General features: G+C 36.4%; 14 protein-coding genes and 1 tRNA gene. 9 read left to right on the top strand and 6 right to left on the bottom strand.

Annotated elements, in window-relative coordinates; genetic code table 11:
* Positions 1-131: 131 nt before the first annotated feature.
* The 5 genes from AC5SR4_RS14400 (at position 132) to ribB (ending at position 6,780) form a co-directional block, all read left to right on the top strand.
* A complete protein-coding gene (locus tag AC5SR4_RS14400) occupies positions 132-500 on the top strand; it encodes a diacylglycerol kinase (RefSeq protein ID WP_495356974.1) in 369 nt (122 codons plus the stop codon).
* Between the two features lie 64 nt (positions 501-564).
* Positions 565-2,955: a DNA translocase FtsK gene (locus AC5SR4_RS14395; RefSeq protein WP_495356973.1), complete on the top strand. Its 2,391-nt coding sequence runs from the start codon at positions 565-567 to the stop codon at positions 2,953-2,955.
* Positions 2,942-3,607, top strand: a complete 666-nt coding sequence (lolA1, locus tag AC5SR4_RS14390; protein WP_495356972.1) for an outer membrane lipoprotein periplasmic chaperone LolA1 — start codon at positions 2,942-2,944, stop codon at positions 3,605-3,607. The genes AC5SR4_RS14395 and lolA1 overlap by 14 nt, the downstream gene beginning before the upstream one ends.
* Before the next feature lie 13 nt (positions 3,608-3,620).
* Positions 3,621-5,603, top strand: coding sequence for an LptF/LptG family permease (locus AC5SR4_RS14385; RefSeq protein ID WP_495356971.1), 1,983 nt, complete (start codon positions 3,621-3,623; stop codon positions 5,601-5,603).
* A 31-nt stretch (positions 5,604-5,634) separates the two neighbouring features.
* A complete protein-coding gene (ribB, locus tag AC5SR4_RS14380) occupies positions 5,635-6,780 on the top strand; it encodes a 3,4-dihydroxy-2-butanone-4-phosphate synthase (RefSeq protein ID WP_495356970.1) in 1,146 nt (381 codons plus the stop codon).
* On the opposite strand, the gene AC5SR4_RS14375 is transcribed toward ribB, so the two are convergent.
* From AC5SR4_RS14375 to AC5SR4_RS14365, 3 genes are read right to left on the bottom strand one after another with little or no spacing between them, the layout of a single operon-like run.
* Complete coding sequence (locus AC5SR4_RS14375; RefSeq protein ID WP_495356969.1) at positions 6,777-7,721, bottom strand: hypothetical protein; 945 nt, start codon at positions 7,719-7,721, stop codon at positions 6,777-6,779. The genes ribB and AC5SR4_RS14375 overlap by 4 nt on opposite strands.
* A gap of 29 nt (positions 7,722-7,750) precedes the next feature.
* Positions 7,751-8,842 (bottom strand): hypothetical protein, encoded by a 1,092-nt coding sequence (locus AC5SR4_RS14370; RefSeq protein WP_495356968.1) that lies wholly within the window; start codon positions 8,840-8,842, stop codon positions 7,751-7,753.
* 11 nt (positions 8,843-8,853) lie between these two features.
* Positions 8,854-9,738: a DUF4412 domain-containing protein gene (locus AC5SR4_RS14365; protein WP_495356967.1), complete on the bottom strand. Its 885-nt coding sequence runs from the start codon at positions 9,736-9,738 to the stop codon at positions 8,854-8,856.
* Positions 9,739-10,083: 345 nt separating this feature from the next.
* Between AC5SR4_RS14365 and AC5SR4_RS14360 the strand changes: the two genes are divergently transcribed.
* Both AC5SR4_RS14360 and AC5SR4_RS14355 read left to right on the top strand, forming a co-directional pair.
* A complete protein-coding gene (locus AC5SR4_RS14360; RefSeq protein WP_495356966.1) occupies positions 10,084-10,824 on the top strand; it encodes a LytR/AlgR family response regulator transcription factor in 741 nt (246 codons plus the stop codon).
* A gap of 7 nt (positions 10,825-10,831) precedes the next feature.
* Entirely contained in the window at positions 10,832-12,328 is a 1,497-nt protein-coding gene (locus AC5SR4_RS14355) for a sensor histidine kinase (RefSeq protein ID WP_495356965.1), read from the top strand.
* Here AC5SR4_RS14355 and AC5SR4_RS14350 read toward each other — a convergent pair whose 3' ends face one another.
* On the bottom strand, positions 12,329-13,525 hold the full coding sequence (locus AC5SR4_RS14350; protein ID WP_495356964.1) for a DegT/DnrJ/EryC1/StrS family aminotransferase: 1,197 nt from the start codon (positions 13,523-13,525) through the stop codon (positions 12,329-12,331).
* A 59-nt stretch (positions 13,526-13,584) separates the two neighbouring features.
* Positions 13,585-14,214 carry an NAD(P)H-dependent oxidoreductase gene (locus AC5SR4_RS14345; RefSeq protein ID WP_495356963.1) on the bottom strand — a complete coding sequence of 210 codons (630 nt, stop codon included), beginning with the start codon at positions 14,212-14,214 and terminating at the stop codon, positions 13,585-13,587.
* Positions 14,215-14,431: 217 nt separating this feature from the next.
* Between AC5SR4_RS14345 and AC5SR4_RS14340 the strand changes: the two genes are divergently transcribed.
* Positions 14,432-14,516 (top strand) — tRNA-Ser (locus AC5SR4_RS14340).
* 42 nt (positions 14,517-14,558) lie between these two features.
* Here AC5SR4_RS14340 and AC5SR4_RS14335 read toward each other — a convergent pair.
* Complete coding sequence (locus AC5SR4_RS14335) at positions 14,559-15,014, bottom strand: pyridoxamine 5'-phosphate oxidase family protein (RefSeq protein WP_495356962.1); 456 nt, start codon at positions 15,012-15,014, stop codon at positions 14,559-14,561.
* A gap of 163 nt (positions 15,015-15,177) precedes the next feature.
* On the opposite strand from AC5SR4_RS14335, the gene AC5SR4_RS14330 reads away from it, so the two are divergent.
* Complete coding sequence (locus tag AC5SR4_RS14330) at positions 15,178-17,337, top strand: hypothetical protein (protein ID WP_495356961.1); 2,160 nt, start codon at positions 15,178-15,180, stop codon at positions 17,335-17,337.
* Positions 17,338-17,376 lie beyond the last annotated feature (39 nt).

Below are 17,376 nucleotides of genomic sequence, written 5' to 3'. Positions count from 1 at the left end.
GAATATTTTTTCTAATTTATTACCATAGCTAAATGCACAGAATTAAAAAAAATATAAAATACGGCCTACTTGGCAGGTATTTGCTATTTTTATCTAAAATTTATACACCAGTAACGCTCTAATCCTATGACATGCCTAAAAAAGAGTCTTTTTTAAGAAACAGAATTAAAAGTATTGGATATGCTTTTAAGGGAGCTATTTTGCTTTTAAGAACCGAAGCCAGTATAAAAATCCAGTTTTTTATAGCCTTGATTGTTACGGCTGCAGGATTCTTTTTTAATATTACAGCTACAGAATGGGTTTTACAGCTCTTGGCAATTGGATTGGTTATGAGTATTGAAGGCATTAATACCGCTATTGAAGAACTTGCAAACTTTATCCACCCAGAGCACCATAACAAAATTGGTTTGATAAAGGATATTTCGGCAGGGGCCGTGTTTATTGCCTCTGTATTTGCTTCTGTTATTGGGTTAATTATATATCTTCCAAAGATTTTTTAAAATACAATAACTCTTAGGATAAACGTTAGTAATTTGTATTTTTGTTTAATCTAACTGCTTATTAATGGCGAAGAAAAAAACCAAGACAACTAAATCATCAAAACCAAAACTTAAAATGCCTAGTTTTAAATTATCCAGCCAACAAAAGTTGGTCTTAGGTAGCTTTTTGGTTATTTTTGGGATTGTTCTCTTCATAGCCTTCATCTCGTTTTTTTTTACGGGGAAAGCAGACCAAAGTAGTCTGTCTAATTTTACCACTAGAAATGTTGAAACACAAAATTGGCTAAGCAAATCAGGTGCCTGGCTAAGTGACTTCTTCATACAACGTGGGTTTGGCATTGCATCGTTTATATTTGCCGGGCTTATATTTTTATCGGGTATTTATGTGTTGATGAACTTAAACAAAGCCAAACTTAGAAAGCATTGGTTTTGGGGTATTTCAATCATTATTTGGCTTGCTGTGTTTTTTGGATTCTTTAGTGAAGCAAATGATGTGCTTGGTGGTACCGTTGGTTTTGAAATCAATTCCTTTTTGCAGGAATACATAGGGAAGATAGGTACTTCACTTCTGCTCTTATTTGGATTGATAACCTACCTTGCTATTAGGTTTAAACTAACCTTCGATAAAATTTTAAGTTTCTTTAAATCTGCTAAAAAAGACATAAAAACAGAATTCTCTGATGATGAGGAAGCCATTGTTGCTTTAGATAACAACCTTTCAGAAGAAGCTGAAGCCATTAAATCGGCTTACCACATACCAGTAGATGATGATAATGACAAAAGGACATCTAAAGCGGATTCATCAGAGCCTTTAGAAACCACACCCTTAGAAGTTAGTGTGGCTTCTAAAGACGAAGACGATGATGAATTGGAAATGGAGGTGAAAGAAGTTGCCGAAGAACTTTCAGAAAAAGATAATCTTTCTAACAAATTGGTAGAGGATTTTGGTCAGTTCGATCCAACATTGGAATTATCTAAATACCAATTTCCTCCATTAGACTTGCTTAAAAAGTATGACACTGAAGGCATTACCATCAACCAAGAGGAATTAGAAGAAAACAAAAATAAAATTGTAGACACCCTTAAAAACTACAATATTGGCATAGCTAGCATAAAAGCCACCATTGGTCCAACAGTAACCTTATACGAAATAGTACCAGAAGCAGGAATCAGGATTTCAAAAATTAAAAACCTAGAAGATGATATTGCATTATCCCTTTCGGCATTAGGCATTCGTATTATTGCTCCCATACCAGGAAAAGGCACCATTGGTATTGAAGTGCCCAATAAAAATGCTACCATTGTATCCATGCGCTCCGTAATCGCATCCAAGAAGTTCCAAAATTCAGACATGCAGTTACCCGTTGCGCTTGGAAAGACCATTAGTAATGAAACCTTTGTGGTAGATTTGGCAAAAATGCCCCACTTACTTATGGCTGGTGCTACAGGACAAGGTAAATCGGTTGGTCTAAATGCCGTACTAACGTCCTTACTGTATAAAAAGCATCCAGCAGAAGTAAAATTTATTTTAGTAGACCCTAAAAAAGTAGAGCTCACGCTTTTTAATAAAATAGAGCGCCATTACCTAGCCAAATTACCTGATAGTGAAGATGCCATTATTACAGATAATACCAAGGTTATAAATACATTAAACTCCTTGTGTATTGAAATGGACAACCGTTATGAGCTCCTTAAAAATGCCATGTGCCGTAACATTGCCGAGTACAATGCCAAGTTTAAGGCTCGCAAACTAAACCCAAATGAAGGGCATCAATTTTTACCATATATTGTATTGGTTGTAGATGAGTTTGCCGATTTAATTATGACGGCAGGTAAAGAAGTAGAAACACCCATTGCGCGTTTAGCACAATTGGCCCGTGCTATTGGTATTCATTTAATTATAGCTACACAACGGCCATCGGTAAATGTTATTACAGGTATTATAAAAGCCAATTTCCCTGCACGTATTGCCTTTAGGGTGACTTCTAAAATTGACTCTAGAACGATTTTAGATGGCTCTGGTGCCGACCAATTGATTGGTAGGGGTGATATGCTATTTACGCAAGGTAATGATTTAATACGTGTACAATGTGCCTTTGTAGATACACCTGAAGTAGAACGTATAACCGATTATATTGGTGCACAAAAAGCTTATCCCGAAGCCTACCAATTACCAGAGTTTGTTGGTGAAGAAAGTGGCACAAGTCTTGATGTAGATATAGAAGACAGAGACAAACTGTTCAAGGATGCAGCCATTGTGATTGTAACAGCACAACAAGGGTCTGCGTCCCTATTGCAACGAAAACTTAAATTAGGCTATAATCGTGCCGGTAGGTTAATCGATCAATTAGAAGCAGCAGGCATAGTTGGTCCGTTCGAAGGCAGTAAAGCCAGACAGGTACTAATAGCAGATTTAACAGCTTTAGACAAACATCTAGAAAATGAAAACTTATAACATAAAAATGAATACTAAACATATAATAGCAACCTTATTACTTATAACTATATCTTTAAGTAGCTTTTCACAAAGTGATGCTAAACAGCTACTTAGCGATGTTTCAAAAAAGGTCAAGAGTTATGATAATATTGAAATAACCTTTAAGTATGTTTTAGAAAATACAGCCGAAAACATCAAACAAGAAACCAAAGGAGATGTCATTCTACAAGGTGAAAAATACAAGCTTAATATTTTAGGTGTAACCCGTCTTTTCGATGGAAAAAAACTTTACAATATTAGTATAGAAGATGAAGAGGTTACTATTTCTTCTGAAAACAGTGAAGATGAAGATGCCATAACCCCTAGCAAAATGCTATCCTTCTATGAAGACGGTTACACATATAAGATGGATATTGTACAGAACATCAACGGACGAAAAATACAATTGGTAAAATTAACACCTATCGATTCTAACTCAGAAATAAAGAACATCTATTTAGGTATTGATGAGCAAACCAAGCATATCTACAACCTTATTCAAGTTGGTAAAAACGGAACAAAAACAACGCTTACTGTTAATTCTTTTAAAACAAATGAGCCGTTATCAAAATCCTTATTTACCTTTGACGCTAATAAATATAAAGATTATTACATCAATAATTTAGATTAATTAGCCAAGACGCTTGAAAATATTAGATCGTTACATACTAACCTCCTACCTTAAAACTTTTTTCAGTGTGTTTATCATACTCATGCTGATATTTGTTTTGCAAACCATTTGGTTGTATATAAAAGAACTTGCGGGCAAGGATTTGGACATAGCCGTTATTATAAAGTTTCTTTTATACTTCATGCCCAAACTTATTCCATTAGTACTTCCATTAACCATTCTATTGGCATCCATTATGGTGTTTGGTAGCTTTGCTGAAAATTATGAGTTTGCAGCCATGAAATCCACAGGTATTTCCCTGCAACGTGCCATGAAGGGGCTTAGTATTTTTATAGTTATTTTAGGAATTACCACCTTCTTTTTCTCCAACAACGTTATACCGTGGGCAGAATTGAACTCTTATAATCTAAGGCGAAATATAGCCAAGTTAAAACCCGCTATGCTACTTGCCGAAGGACAGTTCAATCCCGTGGGCACCTATAATATTAAATTTGCCAACAAACATGGTGATCGGGACCAATACCTAGAAGATGTTACCATACATATAAAAGGTAATGATGGCAGAACCAATGCTACTACCATTAAATCTAAAACAGGCGAATTGGCCAGTGAAAAGGATTCTAATGTTTTAAAGCTCATTTTAAAGGATGGTAATTATTACAGCGATGTTAAGCCTAAAAGCATACAAGCCAGAGAAAAACTGCCTTTTGCAAAAAGTACTTTTGAAACGTACATTATCAATATAGATCTTTCAGAAATCAATAACGTCGATTTTGATGAACAGTCGCAAACAGACAAATACAACATGCTTAATGTTGTAGATCTAAAAAAAACCATCGACTCCTTGTCTGATAAACAAGAATGGCAACACAATACGTTTGCCAACAATTTGTCTCAGCGCTCAAGTATTTTAAAAAGTTTGGATCGTGAAGAAAATGAAGCGACCGAAACCGCACAACCTTTAGATTCCATTTACAAAGGCTCTATTTTAGATGTTTTTGACACAAAAAGAAAGTCTGATTTAGTTGATATAGCTGCCAGAACCGTTTCTAGTGCAGAACAGCTTATAAGAACTCGAAAAGCTACCGTAAAGATATCTAAAGAATGGCTTAACAAACATATCATTTCATTACATGAAAAATTTGCTTTGGGGTTCGCATGCATCATATTGTTCTTTGTTGGCGCTCCACTTGGTGCTTTAATCCGCAAAGGCGGTATAGGACTCCCCATGGTTATTGCCATATTATTGTTCTTAACCTATCACTTTATAGGTATTTTTGCCACCAACAGTGCAAAAAATGGTAGTTTTAACCCTATAGTGGCCAGTTGGTTTTCTACATTGGTTATGCTGCCATTAGGCATATTCTTAACAAAGCGTGCTACAGCCGACAAAGGCCTGTTTGAGTTCGACCATCTTATTGAACCTCTTAAAAAAGCACTCAACATAAAACCCAAAGACAGTGTTAGCTATACTTTTCTTAAATCGTATAAAAATGACGAATTAATAAATGTTATTAATGACTATGAAGCACTAGGGCATGATGAAACCTGCCGTTATGAAGCCATAAAAGTATTAAACAGTAGAGGCATAACCAACAATCAAATAAGGCAAAATGGTGTTGTCTTTCATCCCAAATATGAAACCGCAGAGCAAATTACCACTACTTATAAAGAGCATACTAAATTTGCGATAACACTATATTGTATTGGCGTGGTGCTGTTGGTGCTGCATTTTGTTTTTAAAAATAACAAACTGCCCTCTTTGGCTTCTGCATCCATACAGCTTAGCTTGGTGTCTTTATTTTTATATGCGGTATATTATATAAAATCCTTAATAAACACTTTTCAGTTTTATAACCAAATCAATAAAAAAAGAAAGTCCCCCAATATTGTACTTTTAATCATTGGCCTACCCCTATATTTTATTACATACATTTTTTTAAATTCAAAGATAAAAGAAGACTTAAAACAAAATTGTTTAGATTCTTTAAAATAAGCAATATCTTTGCAAAATGATAATGGAACCCATGACAAAACATACAACTACAGAGGTAAAACTTAATACCATCCACGATGCCATAGAAGATATAAGAAATGGTAAAGTTATTATTGTTGTAGATGACGCAAATCGCGAAAACGAAGGTGACTTTGTTGCTGCTGCCGATAAAGTAACACCAGAAATGATAAATTTTATGGCAACACAAGGTAGAGGACTTATATGTGCGCCTTTAACCGAAACCCGCTGTAAGGAATTAGACCTTAACATGATGGTTAGTAATAATACAGACCATATGGAGACTGCTTTCACTGTTTCAGTCGATTTAAGAGGTAAAGGTGTAAGTACCGGAATATCGGCTAGCGATCGCGCTAAAACCGTAAAAGCACTTGTAGATAAGCAAACCAAATCATTCGATTTAGCAAGACCTGGGCATATTTTCCCATTAGTAGCCAAAGAAGGTGGCGTATTACGACGTACAGGGCATACTGAAGCTGCTATAGACTTTGCTAGACTTGCAGGACTAAATCCTGCTGGCGTGATTGTGGAAATTATGAATGATGATGGTACCATGGCACGCTTACCACAGCTTATTGAGGTGGCAAAAAAATTAGATTTAAAGATTGTTTCTATTGAAGATTTAGTGGCTTACCGCATGCAGCACGACTCATTGATTGAGAAAAAAGAAGATTTTCAAATAGAAACACGGTTTGGAAGTTTTAGATTAAGAGCGTACCAACAAACAACTAACAATCAAATACATATAGCCTTAACAAAAGGGCAATGGAAGGATGATGAGCCTATTCTTACTAGAATAAATTCTACTTTGGTTAACAATGATATATTAGGAACACTTACCAATAATGTAGACCGCCAATTAGATGCTATGTTCAAGGTTATTAATAAAGAAGATAAAGGAGCCATCATATTTATAAACCAAGAATCGCAGTCTATGAATATCTTAAAGCGATTGGATTTTTTAAAGAAAAACCAAAAGACCAATAAGATAGCTAAGGCGCCTAGAATTGATATGGATGCCAGAGATTTTGGAATTGGTGCTCAAATACTACACGACTTAAATATTCATAAACTACGCGTTATATCTAATTCAGAACAAACCAAACGTGTTGGACTTATTGGTTATGGCTTAGAGATTGTTGAATATGTAAAGTATTAATCAGTAACCTCAAACACCTTAAACATATTTTTGCTTACAGAAGCTGGAACCTCTGATATAAAAGCATAAGTTCCAGGCGATAAACTGGCTTCAAAATATTGAGTTGTTCCTGCAGGCGCATCGTTTGTACCCCCTAAAAATGTAACCCCTTCAGGTAAAGGATCCATCAAACCTGTTGGCGTTGCCCAATTCATCCAAGCTTCAAGAGCCTCTAAATTGGCAGTATCATCCAATTTTACAAGATTTACATCATGACCAACAAAGTTTTCGTGTACAATTTGGTCTTTGTAATGAACCGCAAAAGTATGTTTTCCTTTAGTAATGGGCTCTTGATAGGTAATTCCCTCTGTACTTGAAATGCTCATATCTATATCTGCTTTTGGTGGCACATTACCACTATCAGCGTCCAGCACATGGAGTTCTTTAGCCATACCCATAGAAGTATGAAACTTACCATTGGCCATTTTTACATAACATTCCATAATATAAAGCCCTGGCTCTAATTTTACCGTTGTAATACTAGTATGTCCTGGAGAAACCAATCCAGACCCCCCGGTAAAAACTATTTGTCCGAACCATTCAGGTAATTTCCCAAACTCAGCCATAGCTTCTTCCATTTTTCCTTGCATAATGAATTCCATACCATTATCAAATGGCGGGCCAACCTCTTCTATAGTGTTTTGCATGGTTTTACCTTCTGGGTACTTGTCTAAAAGAAAGAAATGTGCTTGTGTGGATTTATTATTATACTTGAAGGTGTTCCATCCCGATGGTATAGTGTCAACCGACTGGAAGTCCATCACATTTGTTACAATTTCAATGTAACTATTTTTAACTTCTTCTGGAGTATCTGCTTTTACTTGTTGCTTTTTTTCGTTTTTACAACTGAAGACCAAAACGAGTCCTAGTATTAAAAGCGTAAATTGTTTGTGTAGTTTCATAAGTTATATATTTAATTGTTAGTTACTTTCTATTCCGGTAAAATCACTCTACCACTCATTAAATCTGACATGGTAAAAGCCTCCGGCAAGTTAACCGTTACATCCTTATCATAAAGGAATAACGCACCGCCCTCTTTAAGGGCATTGATAAAAACAAGCCTATTAAAAGGATCGAACAACATGGATTTTCCTTTTTCAGGACCAGAAGCTACCGTTAACTCCAAACAGGCATTGGGCATCCCATAGCAATCGTATTTCTTTTCATTCACACTGTATTTTGCTTTTATAACATCAGGAGAGTAAAACAATGCCCAATGAATAAAAACTGGAAAGCCGATGGCCTGACTATATTTTTCGTTTAGCAAAGCAGCAATCACTTTCTTCAATTCTTCCTGTATTTTTGCATTGGCATTTTCGCCACGTTCTGTCATGGCCTTAACAAAGGCCTCATTTTTTAATAAGGAAGCGATATCATCTGTTCCTTCCTTTAAAAAATCCAAAGTCACCGTATCCAGCATACCCAGTATTAATAAAGCGAATTTATCGGTATTAATTTCCACGGCTATATCAACAAGCGCCTGTAATCCTGTAGCTACCATTCGTTTGGCATTAAATTTTACATAAGTAAAATCTCCAGATTTCAATTCAATAGGCACGTACCAATAGCCTTCTTTATCGGTAAACTGAACATGATCAGTCTTTTCTTGTTCAGACAAAGGTATCCCCCCTTCGGCACCAATCAATCCCAACATAGAGCCCCCACTCTTTCCTTTTACATGCATAGCAAGCGCTTTATTATCCCAGTCAAATGTCGCATAAATAGAGCCTTCTCTGGGAGCTTCTGCGTAAGCAATAGCATAACCGCCTGTTTCACCGGCATTAGTAAAAATAATTTTTTGGTCGGGACGCTCTTCTTTGGCAAACATGTATAAACGAATATCCTCTTTTCGTAGCATGACCAGGCGTATTATTTCAGACATCTCTGTGGGCATCTCATAACCATTTATAAAATGGTTTAAGCTGTTTTGAAAACCATCAAAAAAGCTACTCATACTATCTTGAGCCAAACCTTTAAAAGGAGAGCTTATTAAAACTAAAATTATTAACAGGTGTCGTGTCATCTTCTATAATATTATTCCGTGTATTCACTATTATTAAATACCAAAGACGTAGGCTGTAGTTGGGTAAATTGCATGTTGTAGTTTTTATTAGGTGAAACCTTAGAGTTATAGGAAAGCTTCATTATCATAGCATTTTTGCTAAATATGCTATTGGAAACCTTTGTATGATTGGCAAACATAGCTCCAAATAACGTGGCGGGCGCTTCATCGGTAATCCAAAGTTGGGTGGTACCGGTATCAGTGATAATCTCATAACCCTTACAGTTGTACCCCAATAGATTTTGCTCACCAATAACTTTCACTTGATTATTAGGAGTATCTTTAAAAGCCCCTACAATAGCTGCTTTTGTAAAAATGTCCATCGTTTTATGGGCGCGTCTCTTTTCACCTTCTATTTCTGTAAAATACACTTGCTTGTTGCGTTCGGTATCATACACCACATGCTCTATGGGACCCGTTTTAGAAAGCTTTTTAGCATAGTAGGTTTGCTTAGGCTCTAAATAATATTCCGTTTGAGATCGTCCACTACTATTGTTAACTTGCATCGTTGTGTGGTATGAAAAGCTATAGGTGTCCGGTAGCTTTACATTGTTATCTACTCCAACCGGAACAGACTTTGAACTCGCATTTGCTGGCGTTTCCCTGGTTTCACTTACTTGTGGATTAATGATATTAGGTAATGTAATCTCTTTATTTTCATCAGTTTGGCCGCTTCCTTGTGTAACGTCGTCAATGGTCTTTTCTGTTTTTTCAGAAACGACTTCATCTGTTTTTTTTAGGATGGTTCGCTCTGCGGCTTCTTGTGCTTTTTGTTTTAATTTCTTTAAGAATTGGGCCTGGGTTGTTTGAATGCTAAAAATGAAAAACAACCCTAAAATGGTAAATCGTATTTTCATGCCTTAAAGTCTAATGAATTTTGGTTATTTAATGACTATACTTTTAGTCTCTACACCGGTATCGGTTATAATTTTTATCATGTATGTTTCTAAAGATAAGCTATTTAAATAATTTTTGCTAAAATTAAAGATTAGCACACTTAAGCCCAGGCAGTTTTGTATGTATTGCTACAATGGCTTTACAGATGGGGATATATATAGTATTATTAGCATTTTAACAACCAAAGTTTAACTACAGTAAAGGACACCAAAAATCAGTCACCTGATACATTAAAATCAGCCATTTATACACTATATGAGTCTAAAAAAGTAAAATGTCTTTATATTTGGTATAAATGCATAGTTGTGATTAGAGCTATTATAGTTGATGATGAGTTGAATGCTATCAAGAATTTGAAATGGGAAATCGAGAATTTTTGTAGTGATATTGAGATATGCGATACCTTTACCAACCCGGTAGAAGCCATTTCTGCTATTAATTACTTGAAACCAGATTGTGTGTTTCTGGATATTGAAATGCCGGAAATGGATGGTTTTCAGCTCCTCCAAAAATTAACATTCAGATCCTTCGACCTGATCATCACCACGGCTTATGATAATTACGCCATTAAAGCCTTTAAGGAACACGCACTGGATTATTTACTAAAGCCTATTGACTCCGAAGATTTATTAAAAACGGTAGCACGCATTCGTAATAACCAAAAAAACAATGTCCTAGGTAGTGAATTAAAAAAACTTATTGCTGATATAGCACCTATTAAACAACCTAAACGATTGGCAATGCAATTAACAGGCAAGACCATTTATGTTAATATGGAAGATATTATGTATTGTAAATCGGATGGGAATTATACTGAGATATACATGGTGCAGGACCAAATGGAAATGCTTTCAAAAAAGCTTAAGGAGGTAGAAACCCTAACTAATGACTCTTTCTTTAGGGTACATAACTCCTATTTGGTAAACATCAACTTTATTAAGGAATTTGTGAAAACGGACGGACAGTATCTGGTGCTTAAAAATGGGGCTTCAATACCCATTTCCAGAGCAAAGAAGCAAGAATTATTGCAATTACTAAATAGTTAGGTAACACTTGGAACAGGATTTAACAACGTACTTTTTTAGCACCCCGTTTCAAAACGGATTCATTACGTTTACCATTGGTATTCTCTTTATACTTACCGTATTTCATTTTTTACTTTATTTTCAACACAAGGATAAACTGTACCTGTTATACAGCGGCTATACATTTTTTATAATCTTTTCACAGTTGCACCATCTAGAAGACGGCTTTTTATACGAGCTCTTTTTACCTATCAAGGACGTGACCCGCTATCCGATGGTAGCCACAGAAATCTACTTTATCATCTATACCCTATTCGCCTATAAATTTTTGAACCTTAAAACACATTTGCCGAAATGGTACCGGTGGAGTTTTATAGCATTGTATGGTATTATAGCCTATTGTGTTATCAACTTTTCGGCCTACCTGATTACGGGAGATTATAATATACTATTGGATGGCTATTTGATTTTTACAGTCCCTATGACTCTTTTTGGATTGGTAATGTACATTCCTTTCTTTAAAGTGAAAAGTCCGTTAAAATACTATCTTATCATTGGTTCTCTAATCTTATTACTTACATCAGTAGTGTCGTTAGTCTACTATTTGAAGTTGAAAACCATGGAAAAATCCATCGAACCTGCATACAGCATTTTATACTTGGGCTTTATTTTGGAGAATGTAATGTTTTCACTGGGGTTAGGACACAAACAAAAACTCATCTTGGAAGAGCGAAACCAATCCCAAAAAACACTCATCCACCAGCTTAAAGAAAATGAAAAACTTAAAAATAAAATTCAAGAACAACTGGAAAAAGAGGTGGAATTATTAAATAAACAAGCTGAAGTTGAAAAGTTAAAGACTATAAAAATACGCTATGATAAAGAACTGGCAGAACTTAAGGTATCCGCATTGCGAAGTCAGATGAATCCACATTTCATCTTTAATTCCCTCAATTCCATAAAACGGTATATTATTGATAACGAAAAAGAACATGCGGTTTTCTACCTGAACAAATTCTCTAAACTCATCCGGAAAATCTTAGCCTCTACAGTAGAAAAAGAATCCACGTTAGAAGAAGAGCTGGAAACCATGATATTATATGTGAATATTGAGAACATACGGTTTAATAACACGATTGATTTTAAAGTGGATGTTGAGAAGTCCATCAACCAGTTATCTGTAAAATTACCGTCTCTCATTACGCAACCTTTTATAGAGAATGCACTTTGGCACGGACTTTCCTTAAAAAAAGGCCATAGAATATTAAACCTAAATATATTTAAAATTAGTGATTCCCAATTGCAAATCGATATTATAGACAATGGTATTGGCAGAAAAAAGTCCAGAGAAATCAAAGAGAAGAAGCTGCATAGTCGTAACTCCTACGGTATCAAACTTTCCGAAGAACGCTTACTGCACTTCAGTGAAAACTATCAGAGCAAGCACAGCATTATATTCGAGGATTTGTACAACAATGAGATGCCCGTAGGTACTAAAGTCTCTTTGGTAATACCATTAAAGTAATTATCTAAGTATGGACTTAATCACATTTACCATTGTCTCTGCACGTTGCTTAACATCAGTTTCTGTCCACGACAGTTTAATCAAACATGATATGTTTCTACCAATATAATGGTCTGATGCCTTAAATGTTTTTGTCTTTAGATATTCCAAGCCTTCTTTAACTTCGTTGGATATTGGGAACAACGACTTAAGTTCTTTTAAGTGCTCCCATTTTCTAATATAATGCCAATTGTTATTATAATATTGAAAACAGGCATCAACACCATTAGCTTTAAAAGCTTCAGAAACCTTGATGGCAGATTCTAGGTCTGGCAAAAAGAAATTTAAAAACGCATAGCTTTCTTCACCGCCTTCAGGAACGGTCCTAAACGTCACTTCTGGAATTTGGGATAAGGCCTCACGCAAGATGGTGTAATGTTTCTTTTGAGTGGCTATAAATTCCGGTAAGCGCTTTACTTGTGCCAAGCCAACCGCAGCATGTAATTCTGAAATTCTGAAATTATAACCGAGGAACGGATGACCTTCTGCCCCTCTATCATTACCAACATGGTCATGACCATGATCGCTATAGTGGTCTGCATTCAAATAATAGTTTGTATTATTGGTTATCACAGCCCCCCCTTCACCACAGGTAATTGTTTTTACAAAATCAAACGAAAAACATCCCAAGTCACCTACACTGCCCAACGCTTTACCTTTGTAAGTACCCCCTATGGCCTGGCAAGCATCTTCTACCAATAACAAATTGTGTTTTTTGCATATGGTTTGTAAAGCGTCCATATTCCCCATACTACCACACATTTGCACCACCATAACCGCCTTGGTTTTAGGTGTAATGGCGGCCACTACAGCTTCAGGGTTTAAGGTTAGCGTATCATCAATATCAGCCAAAATGGGGATGGCACCCAGCATCATAACGGCTTCAAAACTAGCAACAAAAGTAAATGTAGGCATAATCACTTCATCGCCAGCACCCACACCAGCTGCTGCCAATGCAACCGACACGGCTGCTGTACCGCTTGAAACCAATTGCACATGTTTTACATTAAATGTATCTTCTAAAGCAGCTTCTAGGGCTTTGGCTTTCCAATGGCCATTTCGCATGCCATCAAAGCCATAGCGCATCAGTACACCATTTTCTAAAACATCATTAACTTCTTTACGTTCTAAATCTCCAAATAATTCAAATCCTGGCATAATATAGTTTCTAAATTAGGTTCAAATCTACAATTAAAATCAATAATAAATCAATACTCTTAAAGTTCAATTACAGATTCACTAATAGGTTTTCTAACCTTTTCAAATTCAGAGAATATATCCTCCTTAGAACGATACCCTACGGGCAGCAATAACACCGATTTTAATTTACTTTTTCCCAATTCCAGGATATCGTCAAAAGCTTCTGCAACAAAGCCTTCCATGGGGCAAGAATCAATACCTTCTACAGCACATACGGTCATTAAGTTCCCCAATGCAATATAAGCCTGATTTTTAGACCATTGCTGGCGTTCTTCAATGGTCATGGCCTGCATCATCTTTATAAGGTTCTCCCTGTAAGGTTTTAAGATGGTTTCCGAAGTATTTCTGGTAAGCTTAATATTATCATAGTAATCTACCACATCATCACTTAAAACATCTTCATGAATACAAATCACTAATAAGTGAGATGCTTCCAGTACTTGTTTTTGGTGATATGCATGTGGTACCAATTCTGTACGTAAAGCTTCATTATCCAATACAACCAATTTAATGGTTTGTAAACCATAAGAGGTTGCCGTTAAGTTAAAGGCCTGTTTTAATATATCCAGTTTTTCAGCAGGTAGCTTTTTGGTTTTATCAAATTTTTTAGTGGCATAACGCCATTTTAACTGCTTAATAATGCTCATATTGTAATATGTTTAAGCAAAAATAAGGTTTGAAATTATCTTTTTCCTTATGTAATCTATAAAATAATTTTATGGCTAAACCATTAGAATTTATTTTCTAAAAAATTAAGGATTTATTTGAAAGAATTAAAAAAGGGTTCTATATTTGCACCCGCCTAGGCCCTTGGTAGGGCTTCGGTGAGCAAGCCCGCTGAATTTATAATAGTATTGGGCATTAGGAGGAATGGCAGAGTGGTCGAATGCGGCAGTCTTGAAAACTGTTGAGGGTCACACCTCCGGGGGTTCGAATCCCTCTTCCTCCGCAGATAAAATCCCACCAAGGTGTACTTGAGTGGGATTTTTTATCAATACCGCCTTTCTTTACCCGTTATTTCTTCTATTCTTATAACAAAAACAATGGGCATTTCTTCATTATAAACTTTACTGGAAAATTCACTTATAAAGTCTTTTTTTATTTTTTCCTTTCTAGCTATTGTTTGTTTAACCCCTTGTGCAAAAAGGTGTAACAAATGTTTTGATTCGCTTCCATAAGCTTCGTCATATACACCTTGAACGAGTACCGATTTCCACTTGTCGGTAGATTGTATTTCCGATACCTGCAAAGAAACCCATTTATTTTTTCTCATGGCCATAATTTTTTGTCCTTCCCCAGAATAACAAATAATGGTCACGTTTTCTTCATCAAAAAAATATGTAATAGGGATTACATAAGGTTTGCTGTTGTGGATGTAAGACAAATAACCAATGTAATGATCCCTAAGAATTTCTTTGCATGATTTTGTTTTTAAATTTTTAATCATGACCTATGCTTTTAATGTCGTAAGTTATTTAAGTATTGGCACGAAAACCATGATTTTAATCAGGTTACTTAATTTTATTGTAGTTTAAATGGATTATAAACAAGGGCATCCATCTTTTTTATATATTTAGTACCCTTTTAAATAACTCCAACAAGACTGTAAAATGAAAGACACAAACAAGGTTCTAACCACCATTGCCATATTTTATGCATTATTAGTTACTGCTTGCCAATCTAAAAAAGAACAACCCACCCAAGACACTACATTAAACCGTTTTAAAATTGTAAACCGCCATAATGTAACCTTACAGGAAATTGATCCGCTTGCAGCTATGACGGTGGGCAATGGTGATTTTGCATATACTGCCGATGTAACAGGTATGCAATCGTTAGAAAACTATTATTACAACAATGGTATCCCTTTAGAAACCCGTACCACATGGGCATGGCATGCCTTTCCAAACCCTAAAAATCTACAGTTAAAAGATGCCACCAAAGCCACTAAGTTTCACGACCGTGAAATACATTATGCCAGTTTACAAAAAAGCGAAGCAGGCGATTATTACAGGATGAACCCCCACCCTATTGCTATGGGGCAAATAAGTTTAAGAACGGGTGACAATAAGCCTTTAGAACCTGAAATGATTCAAAACATTCAACAAAAACTGGATATTTGGAAAGGCAACATAAGCAGTCAATTTACTATTAATAACCAAGCGGTAGCAGTGCAAACCGTTAGCCACCCAGAATTAAGCCTGGTAGCCTTTCATCTTAAATCAGATTTATTAAAATCTGGCGACCTAAAGCCTACATTTCGTTTTCCTTATGCTTATGACCTTTCTAAAAAAAATAAACCTGCATTCGATTGGAGTAAACCAGATCAACATCAAACTGAAATCATTTTAAAAACCAATCATAGCGTTGTATTAAAACGTCACATCGATACCAGTATGTATTACGTTAAAATACAATGGAAAGGTATGGCTACATGGCAACAACTAAACGCTCATGAATTTGTATTGGATGCTACGGGGACTAATAATCTGGAACTGACTTGCCAATATACAACATCTTTAGAGGAAACAAATATGGCTGACTTTAAAACAACCCTAAGTGCCAGTGCAGAATCCTGGAAAACTTACTGGGAAAAAGGTGGCATTATAGATCTTAGTGGCAGTAAAGACCCACGGGCCAACGAACTGGAACGCCGAACTATACTGTCGCTTTACCTTGTTAAAGTAAACTATTCGGGAGCCTTTCCTCCTCAAGAAACTGGATTGGCCAATATTAGCTGGTATGGTAAGCATAACTCTGAGGTGTATTGGATTCATGCTGCACAGTTTTACCAATGGAACCATACCGATCTACTTGAAAAAGGCCTAGGCTGGTACCAAAATATTTTGCCAACGGCTATGGCCGATGCTAAAAGTAAAGGGTTTGAAGGTGCCCGTTGGCCCAAAATGTCTGGTATTAATGGCCGCATCAGTCCGGGAGACATTAACCCCTTTATTATATGGAACGCCTCAAACCCCATCTATTTATCTGAGTTGGTCTATAGAGCCCATCCAGACGAAGCAACACTTAACAAGTATAGGGACATCGTTTTTGAGTCGGCCAATTTTTTGGCATCTTACGCTTGGTATGATTCAAATACCGATCGCTATATTCTGGGGCCGCCCATAAAAAGTGTGAATGAAAGCACTGAAGAAAACACCACCATGAACCCAACTTTCGAACTGGCACAATGGTACTATGGGCTTAAAGTAGCTCAAGACTGGCGCGAACGTCTTGGTATGGCACGAAACCCTTTATGGGATACCATTCTTGAGAAATTGGCAAGACCCACCATACAAGATGGTAAATATGTAGAATTGGAATCTGATCCTAAAATGTATGATCGCAAGAGAGGCTATTCGTCCGCCATGATTATGGCTCTGGGTTACCTACCAGAAACCGAGTTTATCGATCCTCAAATCATGCAAAATACATTCAATGCCATTATGGAACGTAATGGCCTTAACAGTTTTGTTAGCTGGAGTATGGGCAAAGGTGCCTTAACAGCAGCACGATTGGGCAATCGTGAGACCGCAGTGGATATTGTTACAAACAATGCACCTAAAGCCCATTTTAATAAAACAGGCTATGTTCCCAGACCCAAAGAAGGCATTAACAACCCTTGTTATTTACCCGTAAATGGTGCCTTTCTTGAAGCTGTTGGGCTTATGGCTGCGGGTTGGGATGATGGTCCGGACGACCATGCTCCTGGGTTTCCTAAAAATGGCGATTGGGTGGTACGATCAGAAAACCTGTTAAAACTGCCTTAACCTGTTACCGCTTGGCAGGCTTTGGCATGTTTTTTATCC

The organism is Aestuariibaculum scopimerae, assembly GCF_059428085.1.
The sequence above is the reverse complement of the archived record's forward strand: the minus strand, read 5'-3'. Positions and strand labels throughout refer to the sequence as shown.

Coding starts and splice junctions, on each gene's coding strand:
- AC5SR4_RS14395 (WP_495356973.1), top strand. CDS start 565: ATGGCGAAGAAAAAAACCAAGACAACTAAATCATCAAAACCAAAACTT.
- lolA1 (WP_495356972.1), top strand. CDS start 2,942: ATGAAAACTTATAACATAAAAATGAATACTAAACATATAATAGCAACC.
- AC5SR4_RS14330 (WP_495356961.1), top strand. CDS start 15,178: ATGAAAGACACAAACAAGGTTCTAACCACCATTGCCATATTTTATGCA.
- ribB (WP_495356970.1), top strand. CDS start 5,635: ATGACAAAACATACAACTACAGAGGTAAAACTTAATACCATCCACGAT.
- AC5SR4_RS14375 (WP_495356969.1), bottom strand. CDS start 7,721: ATGAAACTACACAAACAATTTACGCTTTTAATACTAGGACTCGTTTTG.
- AC5SR4_RS14400 (WP_495356974.1), top strand. CDS start 132: ATGCCTAAAAAAGAGTCTTTTTTAAGAAACAGAATTAAAAGTATTGGA.
- AC5SR4_RS14345 (WP_495356963.1), bottom strand. CDS start 14,214: ATGAGCATTATTAAGCAGTTAAAATGGCGTTATGCCACTAAAAAATTT.
- AC5SR4_RS14350 (WP_495356964.1), bottom strand. CDS start 13,525: ATGCCAGGATTTGAATTATTTGGAGATTTAGAACGTAAAGAAGTTAAT.
- AC5SR4_RS14365 (WP_495356967.1), bottom strand. CDS start 9,738: ATGAAAATACGATTTACCATTTTAGGGTTGTTTTTCATTTTTAGCATT.
- AC5SR4_RS14335 (WP_495356962.1), bottom strand. CDS start 15,014: ATGATTAAAAATTTAAAAACAAAATCATGCAAAGAAATTCTTAGGGAT.
- AC5SR4_RS14370 (WP_495356968.1), bottom strand. CDS start 8,842: ATGACACGACACCTGTTAATAATTTTAGTTTTAATAAGCTCTCCTTTT.